This window comes from [Clostridium] saccharolyticum WM1 (assembly GCF_000144625.1).
GTDB lineage: Bacteria > Bacillota > Clostridia > Lachnospirales > Lachnospiraceae > Lacrimispora > Lacrimispora saccharolytica.
Genome location: NC_014376.1, coordinates 2,759,422 through 2,784,390, shown reverse-complemented (window position 1 = coordinate 2,784,390; position 24,969 = coordinate 2,759,422). Strand labels below are relative to the sequence as shown.

The following is a 24,969-nucleotide window of genomic DNA, read 5'->3' as shown; positions in this document are numbered from 1 at the left end:
CGTCGCCGCCCCTGAAGGGGCCTTTGTAATACCGACTAACCCTTAAAAGGGTCCTCGTATTCTTTTACACTTAGTTTATCTTGCATAATATCCGCTTTTTCCTGCTACTGTATATATTTTCGGATGGTGTCCTCATTTAGTCCTACTGTGCTTACATAGTATCCTTCCGACCAAAAATGTCGGTTTCCGAATTTATACTTTAGGTTTGCGTGGCGATCAAACATCATAAGGGCGGATTTGCCTTTCTGATAACCCATAAAACTGGATATGCTAATTTTAGGTGGAATACTTACCAGCATATGTACATGATCCGGCATAATATGGCCTTCTAAGATTTGGACCCCCCTTATAATTACATAGTTGCTTCAAGACTTCTCTCAAATCTTCCTTGTATTGATTATAAATTACTTTTCGTCTATACTTAGGTGTGAAGACGATATGATATTTGCACATCCATTTCGTGTGTGCCAGTTCATTGGCTTTCTTCGCCATTGAAATCACCTTTCCTTTCTCTAATAGTGGCTTGGACACCTCTATTATAATCGGAAAGGTGATTTTTTGTATAACTTACTGACTCGCACCCGCATAGCGGGTGGTTTATTATTTCACATGGATTCATTTCTCTTAAAGAGAAACTCACCCATGTTCAACAGGCTAAAGCCCATAAAACAAATGTCCAGCAGGCTGACGGAGGCCTGCTGGCAGCATTAAGTAATACTTATAATGTCTGAATATGGAAAGCATTTGCTTGAGGGGGAATTTCACCGGTTTCAATAAGGGAATGCGTTACGTTTACTAGTAAACCGGGCCGCAGCGAACGAAATGGAACAGGGTTGCCATTTTTATCACTGATCGTGGTTATTGTATGATTGATCATAAATTTTATTTGATTACCGGTATTATCAGGATCACCCGTATAAAGCAGAAAATTATCAATATCAACTACTGCAATTTGATCTGTTGTAAAGTACAGCAGTGGCTGTTCGTTTGTTTTTACAACAATTAAAAATGCGTTAGCCTGTGTTGGAGTGCGCCATTCCATAACTTGTGAAATTAAGGCATCAATGAACATGCCCTCTTGAATGTCACATAAGCACATCCGTTGGCCCGATGAATTCAGAATGTCCGTATCAAAGCCTACATAGAGTCTTAAAGATTCGGTTACCGTTTCATCTGTATCAGGCCTGGCGTAGATAATGCTTAGAAATCCGGTAGTTCTGCTGCGGATTACAACTTCGGTAACCATCGCATTATGAACCTGCAATATTCGTCCCAATTGTGTGATTGTACCTAAATCACTTATGAGCATTCATGGCCTCTTAAGGATATATAATCGTTATAATATATGCAGAATTTAACATAATGTCATGATCGGGCTCAGGTTTTTACATATCTTCATAAAAAGACCGCCAGATGTTTCGAATAATCATAGGACGGCCCCAATACGATGATAGAGATAATAGTTGATACAGCCGGGCAAGGATAAACACAACTGGAACGGAACAGGAGGTATTATCGATTGAGAAAAGCCATATATATTTGTATTGGAACCGCTGCTATGGTTCTGGGGACCATTGGTACAGTTCTGCCGGGTCTGCCCACCACTCCATTTTTGCTGCTGGCTTTGCTGTGCTTTACCAAAGGTTCTGAGAAACTTAATTGCTGGTTCAGAGGCACACGCCTGTATGATCGATATGTAAAGCATTATGAGTATGACCGGTCACTTACAAGAAAGCAGAAATTTACCATTCAGGCGGCCGCAGGGCTAATGATGGTAATCTCCTTTGCATTGACTGTAAATCCGGTCCTTCGAATGCTTCTTATAGGCGCTTTCCTTTTGCATAATTATGTATTTATATTTGTCATAAAAACACGGCAGGCGGACAGGTCGGAAACTATGACAAAGGAATTAAAGGGGGACGAATATGAATTATGAAGGAATTATCATAGGTATGGGAACGTTTCTCATCATTGGATTACTGCATCCGGTTGTTATTAAATCGGAATATTATTTCAGCAGCAGGATCTGGCCGTTTTTTCTGGTGGGGGGGTTCGTGTGCATCGGCTTATCCCTTGCTTCTGGCGGAAGAATTTCATCGGCGCTATTGGCAGTCTTAGGCTTCTCCCTTTTATGGAGCATTAAGGAACTGGAAGAACAGAAGAAGCGGGTGGAGAAGGGGTGGTTTCCTGAGAATCCCAAGAAAAAAGGAAAGTGACATGCAAAAAAACGATCCTTTCAGGATCGCTTTTTGAGGTGATGAAATCCGTTGTTGATGCACGTGATGAAGAAGAAGAATCCCGCTGCCGGGATTCTTTTTCCGTTCTGGGGATTAAGTGCAGGTAAACATATCGATACGGTTTAATGAAATTCCGGCATATGACCAGCCAAACCTTCGATCCCATCGAAACCCTGCCACGGTATTCGCCCAGATCTGGACGGGGAAAAACCAAAACTCCTGTCCGTTGCTTAACCAGACATAAGTAAATCGGCCAAGACAATTTCTAATGGATCCAGGACTGACCATTTTGGTTCCGGCGCGCATTTGTGCAGGCTTCTGGGGCGCTTTTGATGGCGGAGGTCCCATAGGCATCGGACCACCTGGGGACGTATTATTAGGTGGGAATGGGGGCATAGTTTTACTTCCTTTCCGGTTGATGATACTTATATTATATGAGTCATAAGGAAAGTAGTTGCCATGAATCGTGGGGAAATATTACTTTGCGATTCCCCCGTGGAAATAACACTCGTAAACCCGTAAATCTTTATAATATATTTCTTCATATCCCTGATACCATGGAATGTCCCCGCACAACTTGCAGCAATAAACGTAATCGTGTTCCTGATAAAAGGCAGGACCCCGGAAGGGGGTACAACAGTAAGGTAAAATACCTGGGTATGGATTCTATATATTCAAAGGGAAATGCAAACTGAGGATGCACCCGAAAACAGTGCAAAAGATGAAGGGTAAAATCAGAATGCTAACAGAAAGAAACAACGGTATGAGTAATACAGTAAGAGAAGGAAAGTATCAGCATTATGTGAGAGGTTGGGTAAACTACTTCAAATAAGCATTAAGGTGAAAGAAGTCCCCTCACATTAATGCTTATTTTTATAATAGATAACGAAAGCGAAAGACGGTTAAAAATCGTTCGTATTCTGAACTACATGAATTTTTTAAAAGGATTATAATAAAAAGTGTAAAACGTTTTGCGATTATTGTTTAAGAGAGGAATACAGAAAAAACATGAGTATCAAAGGAAATTTTTTATGGGGCTCGGCAACCGCTGCTTATCAGTGTGAAGGAGGTTGGGACGAAGATGGGAAAGGCTTAAATGAATGGGATGTCTTTAATCATGAAAGTTCCCTGAATATAAACAATGAAGATGGTGACGTTGCCAGTGATTTTTACCATAGGTATAAAGAAGATATAGACCTGATGGCAGAAGGAAACCAAAATACTTATAGATTTTCAATCTCATGGGCCAGAATCATTCCGCGGGGAGTTGGCGAGGTCAATCCGAAAGGAATTGAATATTATAACAATGTGATAAACTATTGTCTGGAAAAGGGAATTACTCCGAATGTGACATTATTTCATTACGACCTCCCCAATGAGATGGCTAAAATCGGCGGATGGGAGAATCGGAATGTTGTAGATGCTTTTAATCAATATGCAAAAGTATGTTTTGAAAACTTTGGAGACCGGGTTAAGATTTGGTCTACGATCAATGAACCAAGATATTATGCGTATTGCAGTTATGTTGTAGGAAATTATCCGCCAAACTATAAGGCTGATTTTGGCCGCTTTTGGAACGTTCTTTATAATCTGATGCTGGGTAGCGCGAAAGCCGTTGAAAGCTATAAAGAGTTAGGGTTGAAAGGAATCATTGGGGTTGTTCATGACAATGGTAATGTTGAATTAGACCCTGACACGAAAGAAAAAGAATTAGTTAAATTAAGAGCTGATATTTTTTACAACCGTATGGTTTTAGATACCGCCGTATTTGGTAAAATGCCGGCGGAACTGAACAAGGTGTTAAAGGATAATAATGTTGATGCCTCATTTATTTATGAAGAAGATATTCCTTATTTTGAAAAAGGCAAGATCGATTATATTGGTCTGAATCTTTATAATCGTCAGTATGTAACCGATTATTCTGAGGGTGAAACCGAAATATTCCACAATAATAAGGGAAAAGGATCAAAATCTAAAGAAGGAATTCGTATAAAGGATCTGTTTGAGACATCATTTGACCCTGATGTAAGACGTAATCTTTGGGGAAGAGAGGTCTATCCAAAATGTATGTACAATGCCTTAAAGGAAATTAATGCAAAATATGGAGATATTTTGGTTTATGTCACGGAAAACGGATGTGGTCAATATGAAACTCCCGATGAAAATGGCTATGTAAAAGATACGGAAAGAATAGAAATATGCAGTGAATTTATCGACTACATGTTACAGGCAAGAGAAGAAGGAGTCAATGTGCAAGGGTATTATATGTGGTCTTCCATGGATCTCTATAGTTGGATTAATGGCTATGAAAAGCGGTATGGCATTGTCAGAGTTGATTTTAAAAACAACAATAGACGAATTCCCAAGGAAAGCTACTACTGGTATAAAGCGCTTATCGCAGCCAAAAGGGGCATCTGAAAAGGGCAGAAAATCCTATGGTATCCACCTGAAGTTTTCGCCACCGGTTTCAAAGTACTTTTATAAAAAGATTATTGAAGTGTACAAATAAATGAAGGAACGATTTGGCTGCTAACATAATAAATTTTGATATAGCTATATAATGGTAAATTCCAATGAAGAATAATATGGGTGGAGGAAAAATAAAATGAAATATGTTGAGATGTCAAAGCAAGTATTAGAGCATGTTGGTGGTATTGAAAACTTAAATCATGTTGAACACTGCGCAACCAGGCTTCGTTTACACTACAACAGCAAGAAACTTGTAAATGAAGAAGCGTTAAAAGGAATAGAAAATGTCCTGGGTATTGTCAGCAAAGCCGGACAGGTCCAGATTATCATTGGGCCTAATGTGAATGAAGCATATAACGATTTCTTAGATACGTCAGGATGGAAAGAAGGCGCAACCAGCGAAACAGCTGCCCCGGAAGAACCAGAAGAAAAGAAGGCGATGTACTATGTTAATAAATTTGGTAACTTCATGGCCGCAGTCTTTATGCCGATTGTTCCAGCACTGATCACAGGCGGAATGATTCTGGCATTTAAAAACTTACTGGTTAACTACTTTGGTGTTGCCATGAATTCTGGTACTGCGGTTATTTTATCTTCCATTTTCAGTGCTGCATTTACCTTTTTGCCGGTTTACATTGGATTTACAATGGCGAAGCGTTTAAAAATGGAACCAATCATGGGCGCTTTTTTAGGCGGACTGCTGGTTAGTTCCAATATCAGTGGTGCAGCAGGATTAAGCTTCCTGGGAATTGGAATTCCGGTGGTAGAATATACAGGCAGTGTATTGCCAATTATGCTTGGTATTGGCTTTATGTATTTTGTGGACAAGTTATTCCAGAAATATATTCCTGAAACAGTGAGATATTTTTTGAAACCATTATGTACAATGATCGTTGTTGTCCCTGTTACTTTAATTGTTTTAGGGCCGATAGGAACCGTTTTAAGTACTTATGTAGGTGTTGGAATTACAAACTTAATGAATGCAATTGGCGGAATAGCCATGCCGGTTTTTGCGGTGGTTTACCCTTACATGGTCATGCTGGGATTAGACAAAGCCATTATGCCAATTGGATTTAACAGTGTTGCGACAATTGGATATGATCCGGCGATTATGGTTATGGGATTTATCTCGAACCTGTGTATAGGCGGAAGTGCATTGGCAGTAGCTACAACCATTCGAAACGATAAAAGCAAAAAAGGTATGATTGCATCCTTTGGTATTACTGCCCTTTGCGGAGTTACGGAACCGGCATTTTATGGGTCGTTAATTATGAGGCCAAGAGTTTTGATTGGTACTGCAATAGGAGCGGCAAGCGCTGGTTTGGTTGCTGGTATTTTTGGATTAAAGAGCTATGTTATGGGAGGTTGCCCAGGATTATTAACAGCTTTGTTCTTTGTCGATAAAAATGGCGGTATGGGAAACTTCTTTTTGGCCGCAATCGTATCAGTTGTGGCAGTTGCGGTATCTTTTGTATCATGTAAGATTATACTTTCAAAAACAGAGTAAATAAATTTTTAAATAAAGGTGGCTTAATCTATTATGTAAGAATATTATAAAAATTACTCCTGTGAATAATATTCATAGGGGTGATTTTTTATAGTCAGAGGTACATTAACCGTATTCAGGAGGAAGAATTTAATGAAAGTATTGATAGCCCAATTTGTTATTGAATCCAATGCAAACATTCCGTATAAAAGTAAATTAGAAAATTTTAATCTTTTATTTGGAGAAGATTGCATTCGGGAAATGAATTGTGAAAATGTATTTGGGAGAGAAGGTATCGAAATCATACCTTCCATTTATGCCAATGCGGCAGCAGGTGGTGTATTAGAGAAAGAAGCATTTGATTTCATTGAAAAAAGAATTCTGGAGGATGTTAAAAAGCACATTCATGAAATTGATGGAATCTATCTTCACCTGCATGGCGCGAGTGAAGTGGAAGATTTAGAGGGCGGATCAGGTGATCACCATATAGTGAAGGAAATTCGCAAATTAGTCGGGCCTTATTTTCCGGTTGCAGTGGTTTGTGATCCACATGGCAACTTATCGAAGGAATATGTAGAAAGCACAACCCTGATCCGCAGTTACCGGAATTCACCCCATACAGATATAAAGGAAACGATTTCGTTTATTTGTGAAAAGATGGCAGCACTGTTGAAGATGCGTCAAAATATTACGCCGGTATACCGTAAATTACCGATGATTTTGGGCGGGGAACAAAGTGTTTCTGCGGATGAACCAGTTAAATCCATCAATCAATACTTAGAAGAATTAGAAGAAGATAAAAGAATTTTAAGCTGTTCCTGGCATGTAGGCTATATTCGCCATGATTGTGATGTTGCAGGATGCGGTATTGTTGTTATCCCAGCAACAGAAACCGACCAGGAATATGCAAATAAAATTGCAGATAAATTAGCCAAGTATGTATGGGATAAACGGCATGAATTCCATTATACCGGACTGACTGCACCGCCGGAAGAAGCAATGAAAATGGCATTGGAATTTAAAGGTAAGCCTGTATTCATCACTGATTCCGGGGATAATGTAACCTCTGGAGCCGTGGGATGCAATACATTTCTATTGCGCCAGGTACTGGAACTTGACAATACCTGCAACAAGAAATTTTTATTTGCTGGCATAAATGATGCAGATGCATTAACAAAACTGGCCGGTTTGCAAGAAGTGGAAGAGACATCAATTTCTTTAGGAATGAATTTGGATGAGTTATCCGCTAAAGTAGATTTAGATGTTACAGTCAAAGCAAAAGGATATTTGGCAGGCTACTCTTATGTAGGTGAAGGGAATTTTGGCGATTGTATTGCCATTGGTGTCAAGGATAAACCAATTGATATCATTGTTTCAGGAAATAATCATCCTTTTGTGGAAATACACCAGTTTCATACTGCTGGTGTAAACTATGAAGACTATGATATCATTATAGTTAAACAGGGATATATTTTCCCGGAATTAAAAGAAGAAGGCAAATTAACTGTTATGTCATTAACCCAGGGGGCAACGCTGCAGGATACTTCAAAGCTGCCATTCAAACGCATTATGCGCCCAATGTTTCCGATTGATGATATTTAAAGAAGGAGAATATAAAATGATACAGCTAAAAGAAATAAAAGCACCGGAATTAGAACAGAATCTTGTACCAGTTGCATTAAGTGATGAAACAATGGAAGAAAGAAAAGAAAAATTGTTGGCAAAGATGAAAGAGAAAGGTTATGATACAATTGTTATCTATGCCGATTTGGAACATGGAAGTAATTTTGAATACATATGCGGTTTCCTTCCTCGTTTTGAAGAGGCTTTATTAGTGCTTCATTCTTGTGGTAAGGCCTATATGGTATTAGGAAATGAGAATTTGAATAAAGCAGCAAAATCAAGAATTGAAGTAACGGCTGTGCACATGCCGTATTTTTCCCTTCCCAACCAGCCAATGGATACAGAGAAAAGCGTCGCTGAGATTTTAGGGCAGTGCGGATTGGAAAAAGCAAAAAATATTGGTTTTGTTGGTTGGAAGAATTTTACCGGCAAATTCGAGGATAATACTGCATTATATGATATTCCTTACTTTATCGTACAAGCAATCATGAGCATCTGCAAGGAAGCCGGATTTTCTAATGCTGCGGGCTTATTCATTGGAGATGGAGGGTTACGAACCACAAATAATGCCAATGAATTTGCGCATTATGAATTTGGGGCTGCACTTGCAGGGAATTGTATATTGGAAGTCATGGAAGAGTTTGATGAGGGGAAAACAGAAATGCAGCTTGCAGAGAAATTAGCAGCATTTGGACAGCCTCATAATGTGGTAACAATCATGGCGGCAGGGGAGCGTTTTGTAAAAGCCAATATATACCCAACCAATAAAGTAATTAAAAAAGGAGACCGCATATCAATCACTACGGGATTCAAGGGGGGATTACAAAGCCGCGGCGGATATGCGGTATTCAGCGAAGAAGAATTGCCGGAAAGTGAAAAAGACTACTTGAAGATGGTAGCAATTCCCTACTACACTGCGGTCAAAACTTGGTTAGAAACGATTTATATTGGTATGGACGGAAACGAATTATATGATAAAATAGAGGAAGTGCTGCCAAAAGCCCAGTATGGATGGTCATTAAACCCTGGTCACCTGTGTGCCGATGAAGAATGGCTTGCTTCTCCAGTGTACCCTGGTTCTGAGGAACTAATAAAGAGCGGAATGCTGTTCCAGATTGATATTATTCCATCTGTTCCCGGATATGGCGGAATCAGCTGTGAGAGCGGAGTGATGCTGGCTGACAAGGCATTACGGGAAGCAATAAAAAAACAATATCCGGAAATGTGGAACCGTATCCAGAAACGCAGGGCTTATATCAGGGAAGAATTGGCAATCAATCTTTCAGAAGAAGTTATTCCAACAAGTAATGCGACTGCATACTGCCGCCCATTCTTACTCAATAAGAAAGCAGCATTTACTGGTTCCAAATGAGGATTCTGATCGTTGTTTAAATATCGATCCTAAACACTTTTATCTGCATACCCGTCCGGTTATAAATAGCTTATAATAGAAGAGTACTCATGCATTAATAAGCTCAATGGAGGAATGTAAGGTGGAAATCAACAACTTAGGTCTCTTAAACTCTTTATCTTTAATAGTAAACGCAGGAAAATCAGATAATATAGAATATGTGTTAGCACAGTATATTTTAAAAAATCTATATAGAATTTCCAGTATCAGTATCTCAGAAATCACAGAGGAATGCTTTACATCGATATCAGCTATCAGAAGATTCTGCGAACAACTGGGATACGATAATTTCAGCAAATTAAAAAGTTCAGTGACTAAATTAGTATTTCCTAGCAATTTAAGATATAGAGATATTGAAGAATATTCCAATTATCAAAGCCATATAAAAAGTCTTATTAATGACATGATTATAGATATCGATGAGCATTTTAATTTTGAAAAGATAAGTTTTTTGTGTCAGCTGCTTCATAGAGATGTTAATATCGTGTTCTTATGTGCAAACAATACCAGCGGAACGATCGCAAAGTTCCAGCAGGAATTAATGTTTGCATCTAAGGTTACTCATGTTATTTCAAATTCATTTACTAAGAACAATGTTTTAAAATCTTACAATGCTGAGGATATCATAATTACTGTATCAGCATCCGGAAAATTTGCAGAGCTGTCACTGGAATTTGTTAAAAGTTTAAAAGGCCATAAATTTTTGATAACGGGAAACAGGGATCAAAGTTTAAAAAGTGCTTATGAAGATGTATTATATATAAGTAAGAACAGTATCTCAAATGATTACCTTAGTATTTACGGGAAATATGGCATTACCTATATACTTGATTTATTATCCATGCAATTAGATGATTAAAAATTTAGCTTCCGTATAACTGATATCTGAGCAAATTCAATTATGCGGAAGCTGCTGATAATTTTGTAGTTTAAAAACATTGACCTATGAATCATCACACGGCGTCAGCGCAAGCGGCGTCTTTTTTTGGTCCGCCTGCCATATCCCCTTCCATTCAAAAAAAGTGAAGCAAATTGGATTTGAGGTGGGCTTCATTGGAATGCTATACTTATCACATAAAGGAGGAAACCATGGAAAACCGACTTTTAGAAATATTCCGCCTTGTCTGTCAGAGCAACCGTGAGTTTACCGTGCGGGAGCTGGCACAGCAGTTTTCTGTAAGCAGCAGAACGGTTTACAGTGATATAAAAAAATTAAATGAATTACTGGAGGCTTCCGGATACCCTGAAATCAATGCAGATAAGGGGAAGATGTTTTATACGGAACCGCTGATGATTGAGTTTGAGAGCCTGATCCACTCTACCCCGGCCTTTGTTCTGTCGAATTTAAGATTCCGGCGTCTGCGGATTACCACGTCCATTCTGTTATCCGGCGACCAGTTTACCGTGGATGACCTGTTGAAGGAACTTGATATATCAAGAAATACCCTCATCGGTGATTTAAAGGAAGTAAGGGAAATGCTCAGCTTTCATTCCATCGCGGTAGAGGCCACACCCTTTAAAGGGTACCGGATCTCCGGAAAAGAACAAAACATCAGGAATCTTCTGATTCTTTCCATCAGTGAAGATCCGCTGTTTTTTGAGGACAGGGCAGGAAAAGAAGATATGCAGATCCTTTCTTCCTGTGAGGCCTTTCTGGACGATGTGGCAAGAAGGCTTAATGTAGAACTGAGCGATGTATCATTTAACCGTATGCTGATCGCCTTTTATGTCACTTATACAAGGATCTCCATCGGAAAAGCGTTCACCGGGGGACCAAAGGATGTTTTAACGAGAGAAGAAAAGGCTTTTGTGGAACGGCATGAGGAAATTGAAGCGATATTCGGCAGGGAAGTATCGATTGATGACTGCTTTTATCTGGCCAATAAGCTGGCAGAAGCATCTGTGGTCAAATCCGAGGAGCTGTTATCTGAAAAATGGCTGCCCTTTAATCTGGTAACAAACCAGTTTATCGATGCAGTGGCACAGGAATACTCTTTTGAAGCTTTTCGAACCGATTCCAAGCTTTATGAGGGACTGCTCAACCATCTGCGCCCTGCCTATAAGCGGGCTTTGGCTGGGGAATGGGCAGAAAATCCATTATTGAGCTATGTCCTGGAAAATTTCTGCCAGCTGAACAAAGCGGTGGAAAAAAGTGTAAAGGTACTTGAAGAAGAGCTTAAAGTGCATTTTAATGAACACGAGATATCATATTTCACATTGTTTTTTGCTTCCGTAATAGAAAGAAATGAAAAACAGATCCGCAGGACGCCCAATGTCATCATTGTCTGCAACGCAGGAATCAGCACTTCTGAGATACTAAAAAGCAGGCTGCAGGCCATCTTCCATGTGAATATATTAGGGACATTCAGTGTGAGAAATGCGGCATTGTGGCTGAAGGAGCATACTCCGGACCTGATTATATCCACGGTACCTTTTAAGTGGAAGGACACAAAGGTGCTGAAAGTAAGCCCTTATTTATCGGATTATGACATAAAGGAAATACAGAGCCAATTATCATTTTTAACGGCCAGGATCCATATGGCCGAGGTAATGAACATTATTGGCAAATATGTGGAAATCGAGGATCATAAGCTGGCGCCTTTAAAAAATGAATTAAGTATCTATTTGGGAATTACAGAAAATTCAGAACCAAAGAAAGGAATTTATCAACCGATGTTAAAAGAAATTTTGACCACAGATTTAATAAAAGCAAAATTTGAGGCAGCCAATCGGGATGAAGCCGTAAAAGAAAGCGGCAGGCTCCTTGTGGATAAAGGGCTGGCAGATGAGTCTTACATCCAGGCAATGCTGAAAAATGTTGAGGTGAACGGAACCTATATTGTCATCTCACCGGGTATTGCCATGCCGCACGCAAGACCTGAGGAAGGTGCGCTGGATATCGGCCTTAGTATTGTAACGTTAAAAGAACCCGTTGTATTCGGACATCCGAAAAACGACCCGGTTAAAATCGTGGTGGGCCTTTGTGCCATCGACCACCAATCCCATTTAAAAGCGCTTACCGAGCTTGCGGACATTTTAATGGACGAAAAAAAGGTAAATGAAATAACCAATGCAAATTCCGCTGAGGAAATATTACAGATCATAAAGGAGGATTCACAATGTTAAAAATTGTTACAGTATGTGGTGCAGGAGTGGGAAGCTCCATGATGCTCCGATTGTTTACCCAACAGATTCTTGATGCAGAAAAGATTGAAGCATCTGTAGATGCTTCGGATATCGGTTCCGTCAGCCCGGATTCCTATGATATTTTAATTACAACTTCAGATTTTGCCGATGTTTTAAGAGATTCAAAAGCGCACATTATCCGGATCGACAACATGATGGATAAGCAGTATTTAAAAGAACAGCTTCTTGAAGCAATAAACAAGAGATAACCGGAGGCTGATGGCGGCCTTGGAAGGGAGAGAAAAATGGGAGTAGTAATGTATTTGATTAATAATGTTTTCAGCCAGGCTGTATTCATTATTGGAATTGTTGTAATTGCAGGTATGATTGCCCAGAAAAAAACCTGGGATCAGATCCTTCCCAGCGTGATTAAGACGATGATCGGCTTTACCATGATCAACGTAGGAGGGCAGACCCTCGGTATGTCTCTGCTGCCTTTGCAGGGAATGATTTCAAAGATATTCAATATGCCGGCTGTGTCAGTGGATATTGGTGCGGCTCAAACCGAAAGCCTTACCGGGATCGGTACAGAAATGGCATTGATCTTTGCACTGGGCTTTCTGGTGAACCTTTTGCTGGCAAGATTTACACGCTTTAAATATGTGCATTTGTCAGCCCATGTATCCTTCTTTTATGCCGGATTGATTGCGGCGCTGTTAAAATTCGGAACCAATCTGGCTTTTGTACCGCTTGTAATAACAGGTTCCATATTGTTAGGCCTGTATATGACCTTTTCCTGTGCCTATGTGGCGGTATTTATGAAGGAAGTGAAGGGAGGAGAGGGCTTTACCCTTGCCCATTCCAGCTCCATCGGAATTCTGATTTCTTCTCTGCTTGCCAAAACCTTCGGGAACAAGGAACATGACCTTGAAAACTTAAATGTTCCAAAGAAGCTTAATTTCTTACGGGAGATGACCATTTCCTTAACCATTGTAATGACGGTTCTCTTTCTGATCATAAGCCTGATTTCCGGCCCGGCCTGGATGCGTGAAAACATTACCGGTGGACAGGATATTGTTGTGTTCAGCTTTTTACGGGGCCTGTCCTTTGGAATGTGGATCACAGTTATTATAACAGGTGTAAGGATGATGCTTTCCGAAATCATTTCCGCATTCCACGGCTTTGCCAATAAGATTATCCCTAATTCCGTACCAGGACTTGATATCCCTCTGCTTTTCCCGAATTATCCTAATTCCGTGATATTGGGCTTCCTGAGCAGCTTAATTGCCGGTTTGATCGGTATGATGATCCTTGGCTTTATTAACTATCCGGTTGTGGTATTCCCGGCTTTGATCCCCACCTTTTTCACCGGTGCTGTAACAGCCATTTTCGGAAATGCCCATGGCGGACGCAGAGGTGCGATCATAGGCTCCTTTGTAAATGGTTTGATCCTTATTTTTGGACAGGCTCTGCTTCTGCCCATGATTGGAACTTATGCGCCGATTATGCGTATTTTAAGCGAGACAGATTATTCCTTCTACGGTCCGATCTTAGGCTGGGTGCTTAAGCTGTTTGGAGGCATCTAATGAAAAATTTAGTGTTTTACCTTACTTTGCATTATCCGGACAGGGAAACTTTTTTTAAGATTTTAGAATTATTGGATCATAAAAAGGCAGGTTTTGTTGAAATCGGAATACCGGTTGACAATCCTTTTGTAGACGGAGCAGTGATACAGCAGACTCATAAAGAAGCGTTGGAGCAAAAGATAAGCTACGTCGATGTAATACACACCCTGGAAGAAATCCGCAGGCGTTTCACGTTTAAAGTTGTGTTAATGACTTATAAGGAAGGCGTAGAATACTTTCATCTTTCTGACGTACCGAAAGACCTATATGACGGTTTTCTATGTGTGGATGGAGAATTTCCGACCGGATCCTTCCCGAACCAGATCACTGTACTGGGCCGGTCCCTTAGTGATGAGAGCATAGCAAAGGCTCTTGCGCATAATGACCTGTTTGCCTATATCGTTTCCGGGGAAGGGAAAACCGGATCGTTTGATAAGCTTCCTACGGAATACGCTGAAGTAGTAAAAAAAGTAAAATCTGTTTCAAAGACACCGGCCTATGTAGGCTTTGGTATAAAATCCGCCGAGGACGTGAAGGAAGTCATGAAAAATGGCGCCGATGGAGCCATCATAGGGACGGAGTTCATAAAGCGTTACCAGCTTGGAGGTATGGATGCTTTGAATGCTTATATGGAAGAGTTGAAGTTAGCCGATGCATAGGCTGGTCTTCCAATCTGCTTAACATGACAAGGGGAGTGTTAGGTTAAGCAGAGGGCAGGCAATAGTTTAGTATCCAGATTAATACTGCCAGCATGATAATGTTATACAAAAAGATAGAGGTTATAAAATAGCCCTGTCATAAAGCTATGTACGAAAAATAAGTCTTGATTGGCCTGAAAAGTCATTTTCAAGACTTATTTTTTATGTTATGAAAGGTATTTTATTGTAAAAACCCCTATTACAGATAGGAATATAATATTTAATTAGAAAAAGTAAAAAAATAGTTGACAATAAGTGAATGATCATTTATTATAAAAACATAGAGGTGATGGCATGAGAAAAAAAGACGACGAAAAAGTGAGAAGCATCAAAGAAGCAGTCATCAAGCTGATCCTGCAGGAGGGCTTTCACGGCACATCTGTCTCTAAAATCGCTAAGATGGCAGGGGTTTCGCCGGCTACGGTTTACATCTACTTTGAGAACAAGGAAGATATGCTGCATGATATTTACCAGGAATACTCGGAAGAAATCTATGATTATCTATTAGACAGTATAAAACGGGATATGGAAGGTCGGCAGCAGATCGAGGTGCTCATCCGAAGCTACTATAACTATATTTTAGAGAACAAAGAAATTTTCAGCTTTGTGGAGCAGTTTTCTAATTGCCCCTCATTAGCCAACAACTGTTCCGGGAAAAAAGGCATCTGCAATATTTACAGCCTGATGTCGGAGATGAAGAAGAAGAACCTTATAAAGAATTACAAAGAAGATAACCTGCTGGCCATTATATTTCAGCCGGTCAAGGCGATTGCAGTTGATAGCCGCAAAAACGAAACACAGAAAGAGGATCTGCTGCAGGAGATGATTCAAATAATACAGAATGCAATACTGCGATAGGTTTTATTAGCGGGATTATTTTGTAAAATCATTCTACAAAATATCTCGCAAAAAAATATACTAAATTAAATGAACATTCACTTAATGACTACGCACAGAAAGGATAAAACTATGATAAATAATTATAATGATCATATAGGAATCGTTTTCCCAATATCCAATAAAGTTTTATTGCCGGATGTCGTAACCACGGTTCGTATGGAAGCTCTTGGCGAAGCACAGATGATGCATCTGGAAAACCATGAGGCGGTAAAGATCGCTTTGCCCCAGAAACAAAATTTTGGTAAGAACCCTAGGACGGAAGAGGATTATTACCGGACAGGCGTGATTTTTGAGGTCACTGGAATGGATCAGACGGAAAAGGGGATCTTGCTTTCCGTTAAGCTGAAGGACCGGGTTGATGTGAAAGGGCTGCAGATAGAAAACGGCACCCTATATGCCCAATTTGAAATCCGTCCCGATCATGAGGATCTAGATGAAAAGAGCAGGGAAGAAATGCTGGGCTATATCAAAAACGTTACCAATGAGATAAGCTCCAGATTTTCAGGTGGAGAACAGTATCAAAGGGTGGTTAATGAGTTTAAGGATTTAAATTCCATTATCGTGTATCTGTCCCAATTTCTTCAGATACCAAATGAGGAAAGATATGAACTGCTGGATATGCGGTCCTTAAAAGAAAGAAGCCTCCGTTTTCTGGATTATTTGCTCAAGCAAAAGGAAATGATTGAATTGCAGATGCAGATTTCCGAGAAATTCTCCGAGAAAGCCAACCGGTATTATAGGGAATCCGTACTGAGAGAACAGTTAAAGGCCATTCAGGAGGAGCTGAATGAAGGGAAAGAAGATCAAGGGAAAAAGGAGACGGATTATTTAAGCAGGATCGAAGAAGCAGGAATGCCGCCTGAAATAAAAGAAGCTGCTCTTGAAGAACTGAAAAAGCTGGAGGATCAGGGACCTAATAAACTGGATTATAACGTAATACGCAATTATCTGGATCTTCTGGTTCAGCTTCCATGGAAGAAAGAGGAGGCAAAGGACATTGATCTTGACGAGGCAAGACGGATCCTGGACGAACAGCATTACGGCCTGAAAAAAGTCAAGGAAAGGATTATCCAGCACCTGGCAGTTATGCAGCTGAACAAGGAGAAAAAGGGTTCGATCCTGCTCCTGGTAGGACCTCCGGGAACCGGTAAGACAAGCCTTGGAAAAAGCATTGCAGAAGCACTTGGAAGAACATATATCCGCATAAGCCTGGGAGGGATCCGTGATGAATCAGAGATCAGAGGACATCGGAGAACCTATGTGGGAGCGATGCCCGGAAGGATCATACAAAGCATCCGGAAGGCCGGAAAGACCAATCCTGTCATGGTTTTGGATGAAGTGGACAAGATTATGTCCGGCGGCTTCAGCGGTGACCCTGCCAGTGCGCTTTTGGAGGTTCTTGATCCGGAACAGAATAACAGCTTTACGGATCATTATATGGATCTTCCTTATGATCTGTCTGATGTATTCTTTGTTGCAACAGCGAATTCCATGGAAAGCATTCCCGGCCCGCTGCTGGACCGTATGGAGGTCATTCAGATATCCAGCTATACCATGGATGAAAAGTTTCATATTGGAAAGGATCATCTGATCCCGGAGGTCTTAAAAGAGCATGGGTTAACCACGGATCAGCTTGTGATGGAAGATGAGGTACTTAAACGGCTCATCAGTGACTATACACTGGAAGCCGGGGTGCGGGGGATGAAAAAGCAGCTGTCAAGCCTGGCCAGGATCACAACGGAAAAAATCGTATCGAAAAAAGTAGAGCTGCCCTTTAAAATCAAGGCAGAGGATCTGGAGGAATACCTGGGCAGGCAGGTTTCCCGCCATGACAAGGCTCAGCCGGATAATCCTCCGGGAGTTGTCACAGGACTTGCATGGACTCCGGTTGGAGGTGAGATACTATTCATCGAAGCGACGGATATGCCGGGAAGCGGGGCGGTCACATTGACAGGAAAGCTGGGAGAAGTGATGAAGGAATCCGCTAAAATTTCGTTAAGCCTGTTAAAATCCAGACTGCCTTTCAATGCCTTTAACTTTAAGGAAAGGGATCTTCATATCCATGTTCCGTCAGGAGCGGTTCCAAAGGATGGTCCATCAGCCGGTATTGCATTATTTTCCGCCCTGGCATCACTGGTCACAGGCAATAAGGTGGATTCCAGACTTGCAATGACCGGAGAAATTACCCTGCGCGGAGCCGTGCTTCCCATTGGAGGTTTGAAAGAAAAGCTCCTTGGCGCCCAGAGGGCTGGTATAACCAGGGTTTTGATACCAAAAGACAATACAGGTGATTTAAAGGATGTGCCGGAAGAGGTAAAAAACCAGCTTACCATCATACCAGTAGAAACCGTAGAGGATGTACTGAAAGAATCTTTGGGGATTTTCCTTCCCAGAATCGAACATGTATTTCTCCAAAAGGGAGGGAACGGTTTATTTTCCGAAGGAATGATTGCACCACACAAAAATATAGAAAGAAAAGAGGTAATTTAATGATGACATCAGTAACAAAGGATACTTTAATCGGTGAGGTCTTACAGGCAGACCAAACCACAGCTCCCTTCTTTTTTGAAATGGGAATGCACTGCCTGGGCTGCCCGGCCTCTGCCGGAGAAAGCCTGGAAGAGGCCTGTATGGTTCACGGCGTTCCGGTACAGGAGCTGATTGATAAGTTAAATGCCCATATGTCTAGGTAATGGCTATATAAATTCAAAAAAGGAAGGCATCTTCAGCGCCTTCCTTTTTTACGTCAGCAGCTGTTTTTTATTCGGTGCCTCTTCCAAGAAGCGCTTCCGCCATGGCTCCATAACCGTAAATTGATGAAACGTATTTTAACCCGTCAATAATTTTCCCTTTGGAAACCCCATGTTCTTGATCGTTCCGTTCTCAATGAGGCACAGGAAAAATGTAAAATACATATTTGGCAGTGAAAGCCGCCCCTGGAAAAAGTGAATCCGGTAAGGGTAAAACAGTTTCCCGGCCATTGATGCAAAAAGCAAAATATGGTAAGCTGTTTTTTAAACGGATGAGTGAAGTTATGGATTTCGTAGGATACTATAAAAGACTGGGAGGCCGCAGATGATAGAAACGGAATTGGCAAAAAAATTCATTGAACAGGTCACACAATATACGGAATACAATATTAACATTATGAATGAGCAGGGCGTCATCATTGCCAGCAGGGACCCAAAACGAATAGGGTCATTTCATGAGGTCGCCTTCTATATTGTGAGCGGTAACGAGGATATTGTGGTAACCTCCAACGAAGAGGATTATCCCGGTGTAAAGCCCGGGATTAACATGGTCATTAACATTGACGGCAGGCGGGAAGGTGTGGTAGGGATAACCGGTGATCCTGGAGAAATAAAGCCCGTGGCCCTCATCACTAAAATGGCCATTAAAGCCATGCTGAAGTATGAAAAGCAGCAGGAAGAGCTGAGGCGGAGGAGGAACCGGAAGGAGCATTTTACCAACCTTCTGATCCACGTGGAATATCCGGACCCAGGAGAGCTTCGAAGTGTTGCAAAGAAGCTTAATTATTCTGAAAATATCATTCGGATCCCCATCCTGTGTAAGCTGGAGGACGTAAGGCCGGAACCCTTACTGGATATGATCAAAAACAGCCCAAGACATGGGTCCGAGGATATCAGCATTATCCTGGACAGCAGCCATATCCTTATATTTAAAACCATGCCCCAGCAGGCGCGAAAGGTATTTGCAGATTACAAATATATCATTGCGGAATATTTAAGCACTGCTTTAAAATGGCTTCGGGAGCAGGAGAAGAGATGTATATTTTACATCGGTTCCTTTCAGGTAAATTTTACCCAGTACTACAATGCCTACCGCCACTGCAAGTGGCTGGAGGAAAATGTGAATACCGAATCCGCCGCTTTTTTTTACGATCATACAGGAAATTATGTCCGTTCCATTGTGCCGGTGAATGAGCTGCAATGGATGTTTAATGTTTATGAAAAGGAGCTGGGCGAAGATTTTAAAACGTCCTTTATGGAAATTGTGGGAGTTCTCATTAAGACTAATTATAATCTGGTGACTGCATCAAAAGAGCTTTTTGTCCACAAAAACACCCTTTTATACCGCTATAATAAGGTAAAGGATATTTTTAATATCAATCCCTTAGAATCTTCGGCAGACCGTTTTTTTCTGGAAGCCTTTTATACTTTTTTAAGAAAAGAACATTAGTTTTGTATTAACAGTACAAAAATCAATGGTTATATTGATACTCATAGCTGTAGAAGTCTGGGATCAATGATGATATGATACCCATGAAACAGCAGAAACTGTTGCAAATGTTAAAAAGGGGGTCATTTTATGACAGGTTTACCACTGATTTTAGTTTTTGTACTGGCAATTATCCTGATGATCATTGCAATCTCCAGATTTAAGATTCATCCGTTTGTTGCCATCATGAGTATTTCCCTGCTTTTAGGGCTTATAGCAGGAATACCTCTGGTTGATAAGACATTAGAGGACGGAACCAAGGTCAGCGGCCTTGCAAGCGTAATCGGGGCCGGTTTTTCCGGTACCTTCTCCAGCATCGGTATCGTTATCATCCTTGGAGCATTGATCGGCACCATATTGGAGAAAACAGGCGCAGCCCTTAAGCTGGCTGACATGGTGATCCGGCTTGTAGGAAAAAACAACCCGGTTCTGGCCATGGAGATGATGGGCTGGGTGGTATCCATTCCCGTATTCTGTGATTCCGGTTTCGTTATTTTAAATCCCATCCGGAAAGCTCTGGTAAACAGAACGGCATCATCATCCGTAGCCATGACGGTTGGTCTTTCTTCCGGCCTTTATATTTCCCACGTTTTTATTCCGCCTACGCCAGGTCCTATTGCTGCGGCTTCTACCCTTGGCATCGGGGAAAACTTACTTCTTGTAATGGGAATGGGAGTGCTGTGCTCCATCTTCCCTCTCATCGCCGGATTCTTCTATGCTAAATACATTGGAGGTAAAGTGCGGTCTGACGATGAAGCGGATATGGGTGAGATTGCAAAAACCTATGAGGAACTGGTTGCCGAGTACGGCAGATTACCAGGCGGCTTCAATGCCCTGGCACCAATCATGGTTCCCATCCTTCTTATGGCGCTTTCATCTGTTGTGGCCATGGCCGGAATGGGCGGTTTTGGAGTTGATGTCATTAAATTTTTAGGAACTCCCATCATAGCTCTGGCAGTAGGTACCCTGTGCGGTATCCTGCAGTTAAAAGGAGCCGGTAAGATGGATCAATTTTATGAGATCACCAATGATACGCTAAAGACCGTGGGACCGATCCTGTTTGTGACGGCTGCCGGCGGCGTGCTGGGCAAGGTGATTTCATCCACCGATATGGTGAATTATATTAAGGATCACGCTTCCGTACTAAGCACCATGGGTATATTCTTCCCATTCCTTTTGGCAGCGATTTTAAAAAGCGCACAGGGTTCCTCTACCGTAGCCCTTACAACCACCGCAGGCATAGTGGCTCCGCTGCTTCCCATGCTGGGACTGGATAGCCCGGTCAGGGTGACCCTTGCCTGTATGGCAATCGGCGCGGGAGCAATGACCGTTTCCCATGCAAACGATTCTTATTTCTGGGTGGTAACCAACTTTGGAGCCATGACTCCGGAAAAAGGGTATAAGACCCAGACAATGGCAACTCTTATTCTGGGGCTCGCAGGTATCCTGGAGATATTTATTCTGACGCTGATCCTTCGTTGATGGAAGAAGTAAAAAATCGTATTCACTGGTAAAAGGAGGACTTTGTATATGAAATTACTGTTTGCATCCGACTCGTTTAAGGGGACTCTCTCCAGTGAACAGACCATAGAACTGCTTAAAAAGGCCGCTGGGGAAGTCTTTGACCAATGGGAATACACGGGAATCCCTGTGGCCGATGGGGGGGAAGGAACCACAGATGCGGTAATCGCAGCCATTCAGGGAGAGAAAATCCCGGTTACTGTCTGCGGTCCGCTTATGGATCCGGTAAACGCTTATTATGGAAAGCTGGATGAGAAACGGGCAGTTCTTGAGATGGCGGCGGCCTCCGGCCTTCCTTTAATTCCCCCACATTTCAGGGATCCAAGGAACACGACAACCTATGGAACCGGGGAGTTGATTAAGGATGCCCTGGACCGGGGATTTACCGAAATTTCCATTGCAATCGGCGGATCCGCCACCAATGACGGCGGAATGGGCTGTATGAGGGCGTTAGGGATAAAATTTCTGGATTCAGCGGGAAGAGAGCTGGAAGGAACGGGAAAGGATTTAGAGCAGGTTGCCCATATCGATATTACCGGCCTGCATCCCCGGATCGGCCAGGTGAAGCTGACCGCCATGTGTGATGTGAATAACCCCTTATGCGGAAAAGACGGAGCTACTTATACCTTTGGAGCGCAGAAGGGTGGTTCGTCCCTTGTACTTAAGGAACTGGAGAGAGGAATGGAAAACTACCGGAAGGTGATCCTGCGGGAATTCGGGATCGATCCCAATGAAATACCTGGTTCAGGGGCAGCAGGAGGCCTTGGGGCTGCCCTTCTGGTGTTTCTGCATGCGGAGTTAAAATCGGGAATCGAAACGGTACTGGACCTGATTGATTTTGACTCCTGCTTAGAAGATGTGTCCTTGGTGGTGACAGGAGAGGGACGGACGGATTGGCAGTCCTGCTTTGGTAAGGTAATCCAGGGCATTGGAATGAGGTGCAAAAGAAAGGGCATTCCGGTGGTAGCTCTGGTTGGAGCTATGGGGGAAGGGGCGGATAAGATTTTTGACTATGGAATCTGCTCCATGATGACAACGGTCAACGGAGTCATGGAACTGGATAAAGCGCTGGAAAATGCGGAAGAACTCTATTACGGCGGAGCCCTTCGGATGTTCCGTTTCATTAAAACAGGTATGATTCTACAGGAAAAGGCTGCGGGCATTTAAAACCCGCAGCCTTTTGACAGACCTTTTATTAAGAAATTTACTCTCTGAATTATTAATATTTGTTATGTTCTTCTTCCTCAACAGGAGCCTCATACGTAGACTGTGAATGGCTGTTCATGGAAGGCCCCTGATTCATGAGCTGGAATCTCTCTACCAGGGATTTTAAATGGAACGCCTGAGCTGACAGCTCTTCAGATGTGGCTGCGCTTTCTTCCGATGTAGCGGAGGTGGTTTGTACAACCGCGGATATCTGGTCAATGCCGGTCGTGATCTGGGTCAGGGAATCAGACTGAGAGGCAGAGGCTTCCGCAATTTCCGCCACTCTGACGGCTGAAATATTGGATTTTTCAACCACCTGCCGCAGGGCTTCTGCTGTTTCTCCTGCGATTTTTGTTCCTTTTCCAATAGCTGTAATGGCATTTTCAATTAGAGCGGTGGTATTTTGGGCCGCTTCCGCTGACTTGCCGGCTAAATTGCGCACTTCGTCGGCGACCACTGCAAACCCCTTTCCGGCGGAACCGGCTCTTGCAGCTTCTACCGCCGCATTCAGTGCCAGAATGTTGGTCTGGAATGCAATGTCATCGATGGTTTTGATGATCTTGCTTATTTCACTGGAGGTATTTGCAATCTCATTCATTGCCTTGATCATATCTTTCATCTTCTGATCCCCTGTGAGCATGCCTTCGCACGCTTCCATGGATAAGGCATTGGCTTCCAGGGCATTGGCTGCATTTTCCTTTACCCGCTTTGATATTTCTGTAATGGCCGAGGACAGTTCTTCAATGGAAGATGCCTGTTCCGTGGCTCCCTGGCTCAGGGACTGGGAAGCGTCGGATACCTGGGATGCACCCGTGGAAACCTGTCCGGAAGCCTGTTCGATCTCTAAAAGCGTATCGCTTAAGGTAAGGCGGATATTTCGCATGGCATCTAAGATAAACCGGTAAGCACCGGTGTACTTTTCCTCGTTATTGGTAGTTACCTTAAAGTTGCCTTTGCTCATTTCTCCCAGAACATGACTGATGTCCTGTATGATAAAATCCAGATTTTCTGCCATTTCCACAAAGGTTTTTGACAGAATGCCGATTTCATCGCCGGACTTGATTTCCATCCGGATATCTAAGTCGCCTGATGAGATGCTGGCGGCGGCGGCAACCACGCCTTCCATGGGACGGAGGGTCTTTTTTAAGAAGATCATGATCACTACATTAATAAAGACCAAAGCAAGGGCTGCAAGAAGGATCATTAATGCGACGATCCCCGTCACATCCTTGGTAAGATCTTTCTTATCCAAACAGCTGGAAGCCCACCACGTTTGTGAACCGCAGGTAATGGGATAATAATGTCTGGATTCCATGGTTCCGTCGGATCTTTTGGTATCAATATGGAATTCAGTCTTTGCCTGCTGTAAGGCTGTAATTTTTCCATACTCCGAGGCAGGGATTATCTCTTCTAAGTTTTTTCCGATGTTGTCGGCGGACCGGCTGTCAAAAGCGATCATGTTCCCTTCGGTAAAGATATCAACATACATGGTAGGATATTTGGAATCCGAAGTTTTTATCTTGGAAAAGTTTGATACATTAATATCTGCCAGAATGACTCCGATCACCTCGTCTCCCTTCATAATGGGGAAGGCAATGGTACTCATCATAATGCCGTTGTAAGTATAAGGATTGGTTATGTAGGAAGCTTTTGTTTCCTTGGCTACCCGGTAATAATCCTGGGAGGAATACTGGCTGTATGCGCCAAGGGACTGTGCAGTTTTGTTTTTGGCACCCTCCTTGTCCACATAAAGGGAATAATCTTTAACCGCAGGATCAAATTTGTCAGGTTCAAAAAATGCGCCGATCCCGCAGATGTCTGCATTATTGCCCACAGTGGACCATGCGGAATTTAAGATATAGTTTTCAATTGCATAATTAACTTCTTTTAACTGCATATTGTATATCTTACTATGCCGTTCTGTGCCTTTCCAATCCCCGGCCGCCTGACTGTCATTGTATACACGGTTTAAGTAATCCTGCAGATTTTTGGCAGTACCGGAAGCGTCATTGATCACGGCCTGGACCATAAGGCCGTTCTGGGCGGAAATTCCGGTAAATTCCCCGTTAATTGCTTTTGAAACTGCTTTGCTTGCCTGTATAGCAGAGATTGTTATCAACAATGTCAGGCTTGCCACCAGGATAATTCCTGTAGTGATGGAAGTTTTAGCAGCTAGTCTCAGATTTTTAAACGTTAGCTTTTTCATGTTCTTCATAATGTATTATACTCCCTTGATTATGTGATCGATAAAAGATATGCCCCCGGTGCAGAATATGGATAATTTTACCAGATCGGATGTAAAAAAATAAACTGCATGCCATGCAGTAAGTTTTTAGGCTGGTATATAAAATGAACCTCCTTTCTTTTTCAGACTGGTTTGTGTTCTTCTGCCCCCTGTATAACGTTTATATATTCGGCACAAAACGAC

21 protein-coding genes and 1 pseudogene are annotated in these 24,969 nt (G+C 42.1%); 18 read left to right on the top strand and 4 right to left on the bottom strand.

Annotated features, from left to right (window positions below; genetic code table 11):
- Positions 1-35 precede the first annotated feature (35 nt).
- Both tnpA and CLOSA_RS22925 read right to left on the bottom strand, forming a co-directional pair.
- Positions 36-492: pseudogene (gene tnpA / locus CLOSA_RS12970) on the bottom strand (IS200/IS605 family transposase).
- Between the two features lie 226 nt (positions 493-718).
- On the bottom strand, positions 719-1,309 hold the full coding sequence (locus CLOSA_RS22925; protein ID WP_013273226.1) for a hypothetical protein: 591 nt from the start codon (positions 1,307-1,309) through the stop codon (positions 719-721).
- A 210-nt stretch (positions 1,310-1,519) separates the two neighbouring features.
- On the opposite strand from CLOSA_RS22925, the gene CLOSA_RS12960 reads away from it, so the two are divergent.
- Both CLOSA_RS12960 and CLOSA_RS12955 read left to right on the top strand, forming a co-directional pair.
- Positions 1,520-1,936, top strand: a complete 417-nt coding sequence (locus tag CLOSA_RS12960) for a YbaN family protein (RefSeq protein WP_013273225.1) — start codon at positions 1,520-1,522, stop codon at positions 1,934-1,936.
- On the top strand, positions 1,926-2,216 hold the full coding sequence (locus CLOSA_RS12955; protein WP_013273224.1) for a DUF4491 family protein: 291 nt from the start codon (positions 1,926-1,928) through the stop codon (positions 2,214-2,216). The genes CLOSA_RS12960 and CLOSA_RS12955 overlap by 11 nt, the downstream gene beginning before the upstream one ends.
- Before the next feature lie 498 nt (positions 2,217-2,714).
- Here the strand turns inward: CLOSA_RS12955 and CLOSA_RS23690 are convergent, their stop codons facing one another.
- Positions 2,715-2,888: a DUF5680 domain-containing protein gene (locus tag CLOSA_RS23690; protein ID WP_408643009.1), complete on the bottom strand. Its 174-nt coding sequence runs from the start codon at positions 2,886-2,888 to the stop codon at positions 2,715-2,717.
- Between the two features lie 46 nt (positions 2,889-2,934).
- Between CLOSA_RS23690 and CLOSA_RS23685 the strand changes: the two genes are divergently transcribed.
- The 16 genes from CLOSA_RS23685 (at position 2,935) to CLOSA_RS12875 (ending at position 22,502) form a co-directional block, all read left to right on the top strand.
- Entirely contained in the window at positions 2,935-3,069 is a 135-nt protein-coding gene (locus CLOSA_RS23685) for a group II intron maturase-specific domain-containing protein (protein ID WP_081443024.1), read from the top strand.
- Positions 3,070-3,245: 176 nt separating this feature from the next.
- Entirely contained in the window at positions 3,246-4,655 is a 1,410-nt protein-coding gene (locus CLOSA_RS12945; protein ID WP_013273222.1) for a glycoside hydrolase family 1 protein, read from the top strand.
- A 187-nt stretch (positions 4,656-4,842) separates the two neighbouring features.
- Entirely contained in the window at positions 4,843-6,213 is a 1,371-nt protein-coding gene (locus tag CLOSA_RS12940; RefSeq protein WP_013273221.1) for a PTS transporter subunit EIIC, read from the top strand.
- Between the two features lie 132 nt (positions 6,214-6,345).
- Complete coding sequence (locus tag CLOSA_RS12935) at positions 6,346-7,794, top strand: M81 family metallopeptidase (protein ID WP_013273220.1); 1,449 nt, start codon at positions 6,346-6,348, stop codon at positions 7,792-7,794.
- Between the two features lie 16 nt (positions 7,795-7,810).
- Positions 7,811-9,187 carry a M24 family metallopeptidase gene (locus tag CLOSA_RS12930; protein ID WP_013273219.1) on the top strand — a complete coding sequence of 459 codons (1,377 nt, stop codon included), beginning with the start codon at positions 7,811-7,813 and terminating at the stop codon, positions 9,185-9,187.
- Positions 9,188-9,308: 121 nt separating this feature from the next.
- Positions 9,309-10,085: a MurR/RpiR family transcriptional regulator gene (locus CLOSA_RS12925; protein WP_013273218.1), complete on the top strand. Its 777-nt coding sequence runs from the start codon at positions 9,309-9,311 to the stop codon at positions 10,083-10,085.
- Between the two features lie 230 nt (positions 10,086-10,315).
- On the top strand, positions 10,316-12,352 hold the full coding sequence (locus tag CLOSA_RS12920; RefSeq protein ID WP_013273217.1) for a BglG family transcription antiterminator: 2,037 nt from the start codon (positions 10,316-10,318) through the stop codon (positions 12,350-12,352).
- Positions 12,346-12,621: a PTS sugar transporter subunit IIB gene (locus CLOSA_RS12915; RefSeq protein WP_013273216.1), complete on the top strand. Its 276-nt coding sequence runs from the start codon at positions 12,346-12,348 to the stop codon at positions 12,619-12,621. The genes CLOSA_RS12920 and CLOSA_RS12915 overlap by 7 nt, the downstream gene beginning before the upstream one ends.
- A gap of 36 nt (positions 12,622-12,657) precedes the next feature.
- A complete protein-coding gene (locus CLOSA_RS12910) occupies positions 12,658-13,938 on the top strand; it encodes a PTS ascorbate transporter subunit IIC (protein ID WP_041708633.1) in 1,281 nt (426 codons plus the stop codon).
- The gene (locus tag CLOSA_RS12905) at positions 13,938-14,636 is read left to right on the top strand and encodes a tryptophan synthase subunit alpha (RefSeq protein WP_013273214.1); all 699 of its coding nucleotides are present in this window, start codon (positions 13,938-13,940) and stop codon (positions 14,634-14,636) included. Before CLOSA_RS12910 ends, CLOSA_RS12905 begins: the two co-directional genes overlap by 1 nt.
- Positions 14,637-14,969: 333 nt before the next feature.
- Complete coding sequence (locus tag CLOSA_RS12900; RefSeq protein ID WP_013273213.1) at positions 14,970-15,533, top strand: TetR/AcrR family transcriptional regulator; 564 nt, start codon at positions 14,970-14,972, stop codon at positions 15,531-15,533.
- 111 nt (positions 15,534-15,644) lie between these two features.
- The gene (gene lon, locus CLOSA_RS12895; protein ID WP_013273212.1) at positions 15,645-18,065 is read left to right on the top strand and encodes an endopeptidase La; all 2,421 of its coding nucleotides are present in this window, start codon (positions 15,645-15,647) and stop codon (positions 18,063-18,065) included.
- On the top strand, positions 18,065-18,268 hold the full coding sequence (locus CLOSA_RS12890; RefSeq protein ID WP_013273211.1) for a DUF1858 domain-containing protein: 204 nt from the start codon (positions 18,065-18,067) through the stop codon (positions 18,266-18,268). The genes lon and CLOSA_RS12890 overlap by 1 nt, the downstream gene beginning before the upstream one ends.
- A 382-nt stretch (positions 18,269-18,650) precedes the next feature.
- A complete protein-coding gene (locus tag CLOSA_RS12885; protein WP_013273210.1) occupies positions 18,651-19,775 on the top strand; it encodes a CdaR family transcriptional regulator in 1,125 nt (374 codons plus the stop codon).
- Positions 19,776-19,904: 129 nt separating this feature from the next.
- Positions 19,905-21,296 (top strand): GntP family permease, encoded by a 1,392-nt coding sequence (locus CLOSA_RS12880; RefSeq protein WP_013273209.1) that lies wholly within the window; start codon positions 19,905-19,907, stop codon positions 21,294-21,296.
- A 48-nt stretch (positions 21,297-21,344) separates the two neighbouring features.
- Entirely contained in the window at positions 21,345-22,502 is a 1,158-nt protein-coding gene (locus CLOSA_RS12875) for a glycerate kinase family protein (RefSeq protein ID WP_013273208.1), read from the top strand.
- Positions 22,503-22,554: 52 nt separating this feature from the next.
- On the opposite strand, the gene CLOSA_RS12870 is transcribed toward CLOSA_RS12875, so the two are convergent.
- Entirely contained in the window at positions 22,555-24,756 is a 2,202-nt protein-coding gene (locus CLOSA_RS12870; protein WP_013273207.1) for a methyl-accepting chemotaxis protein, read from the bottom strand.
- Between the last annotated feature and the right edge of the window lie 213 nt (positions 24,757-24,969).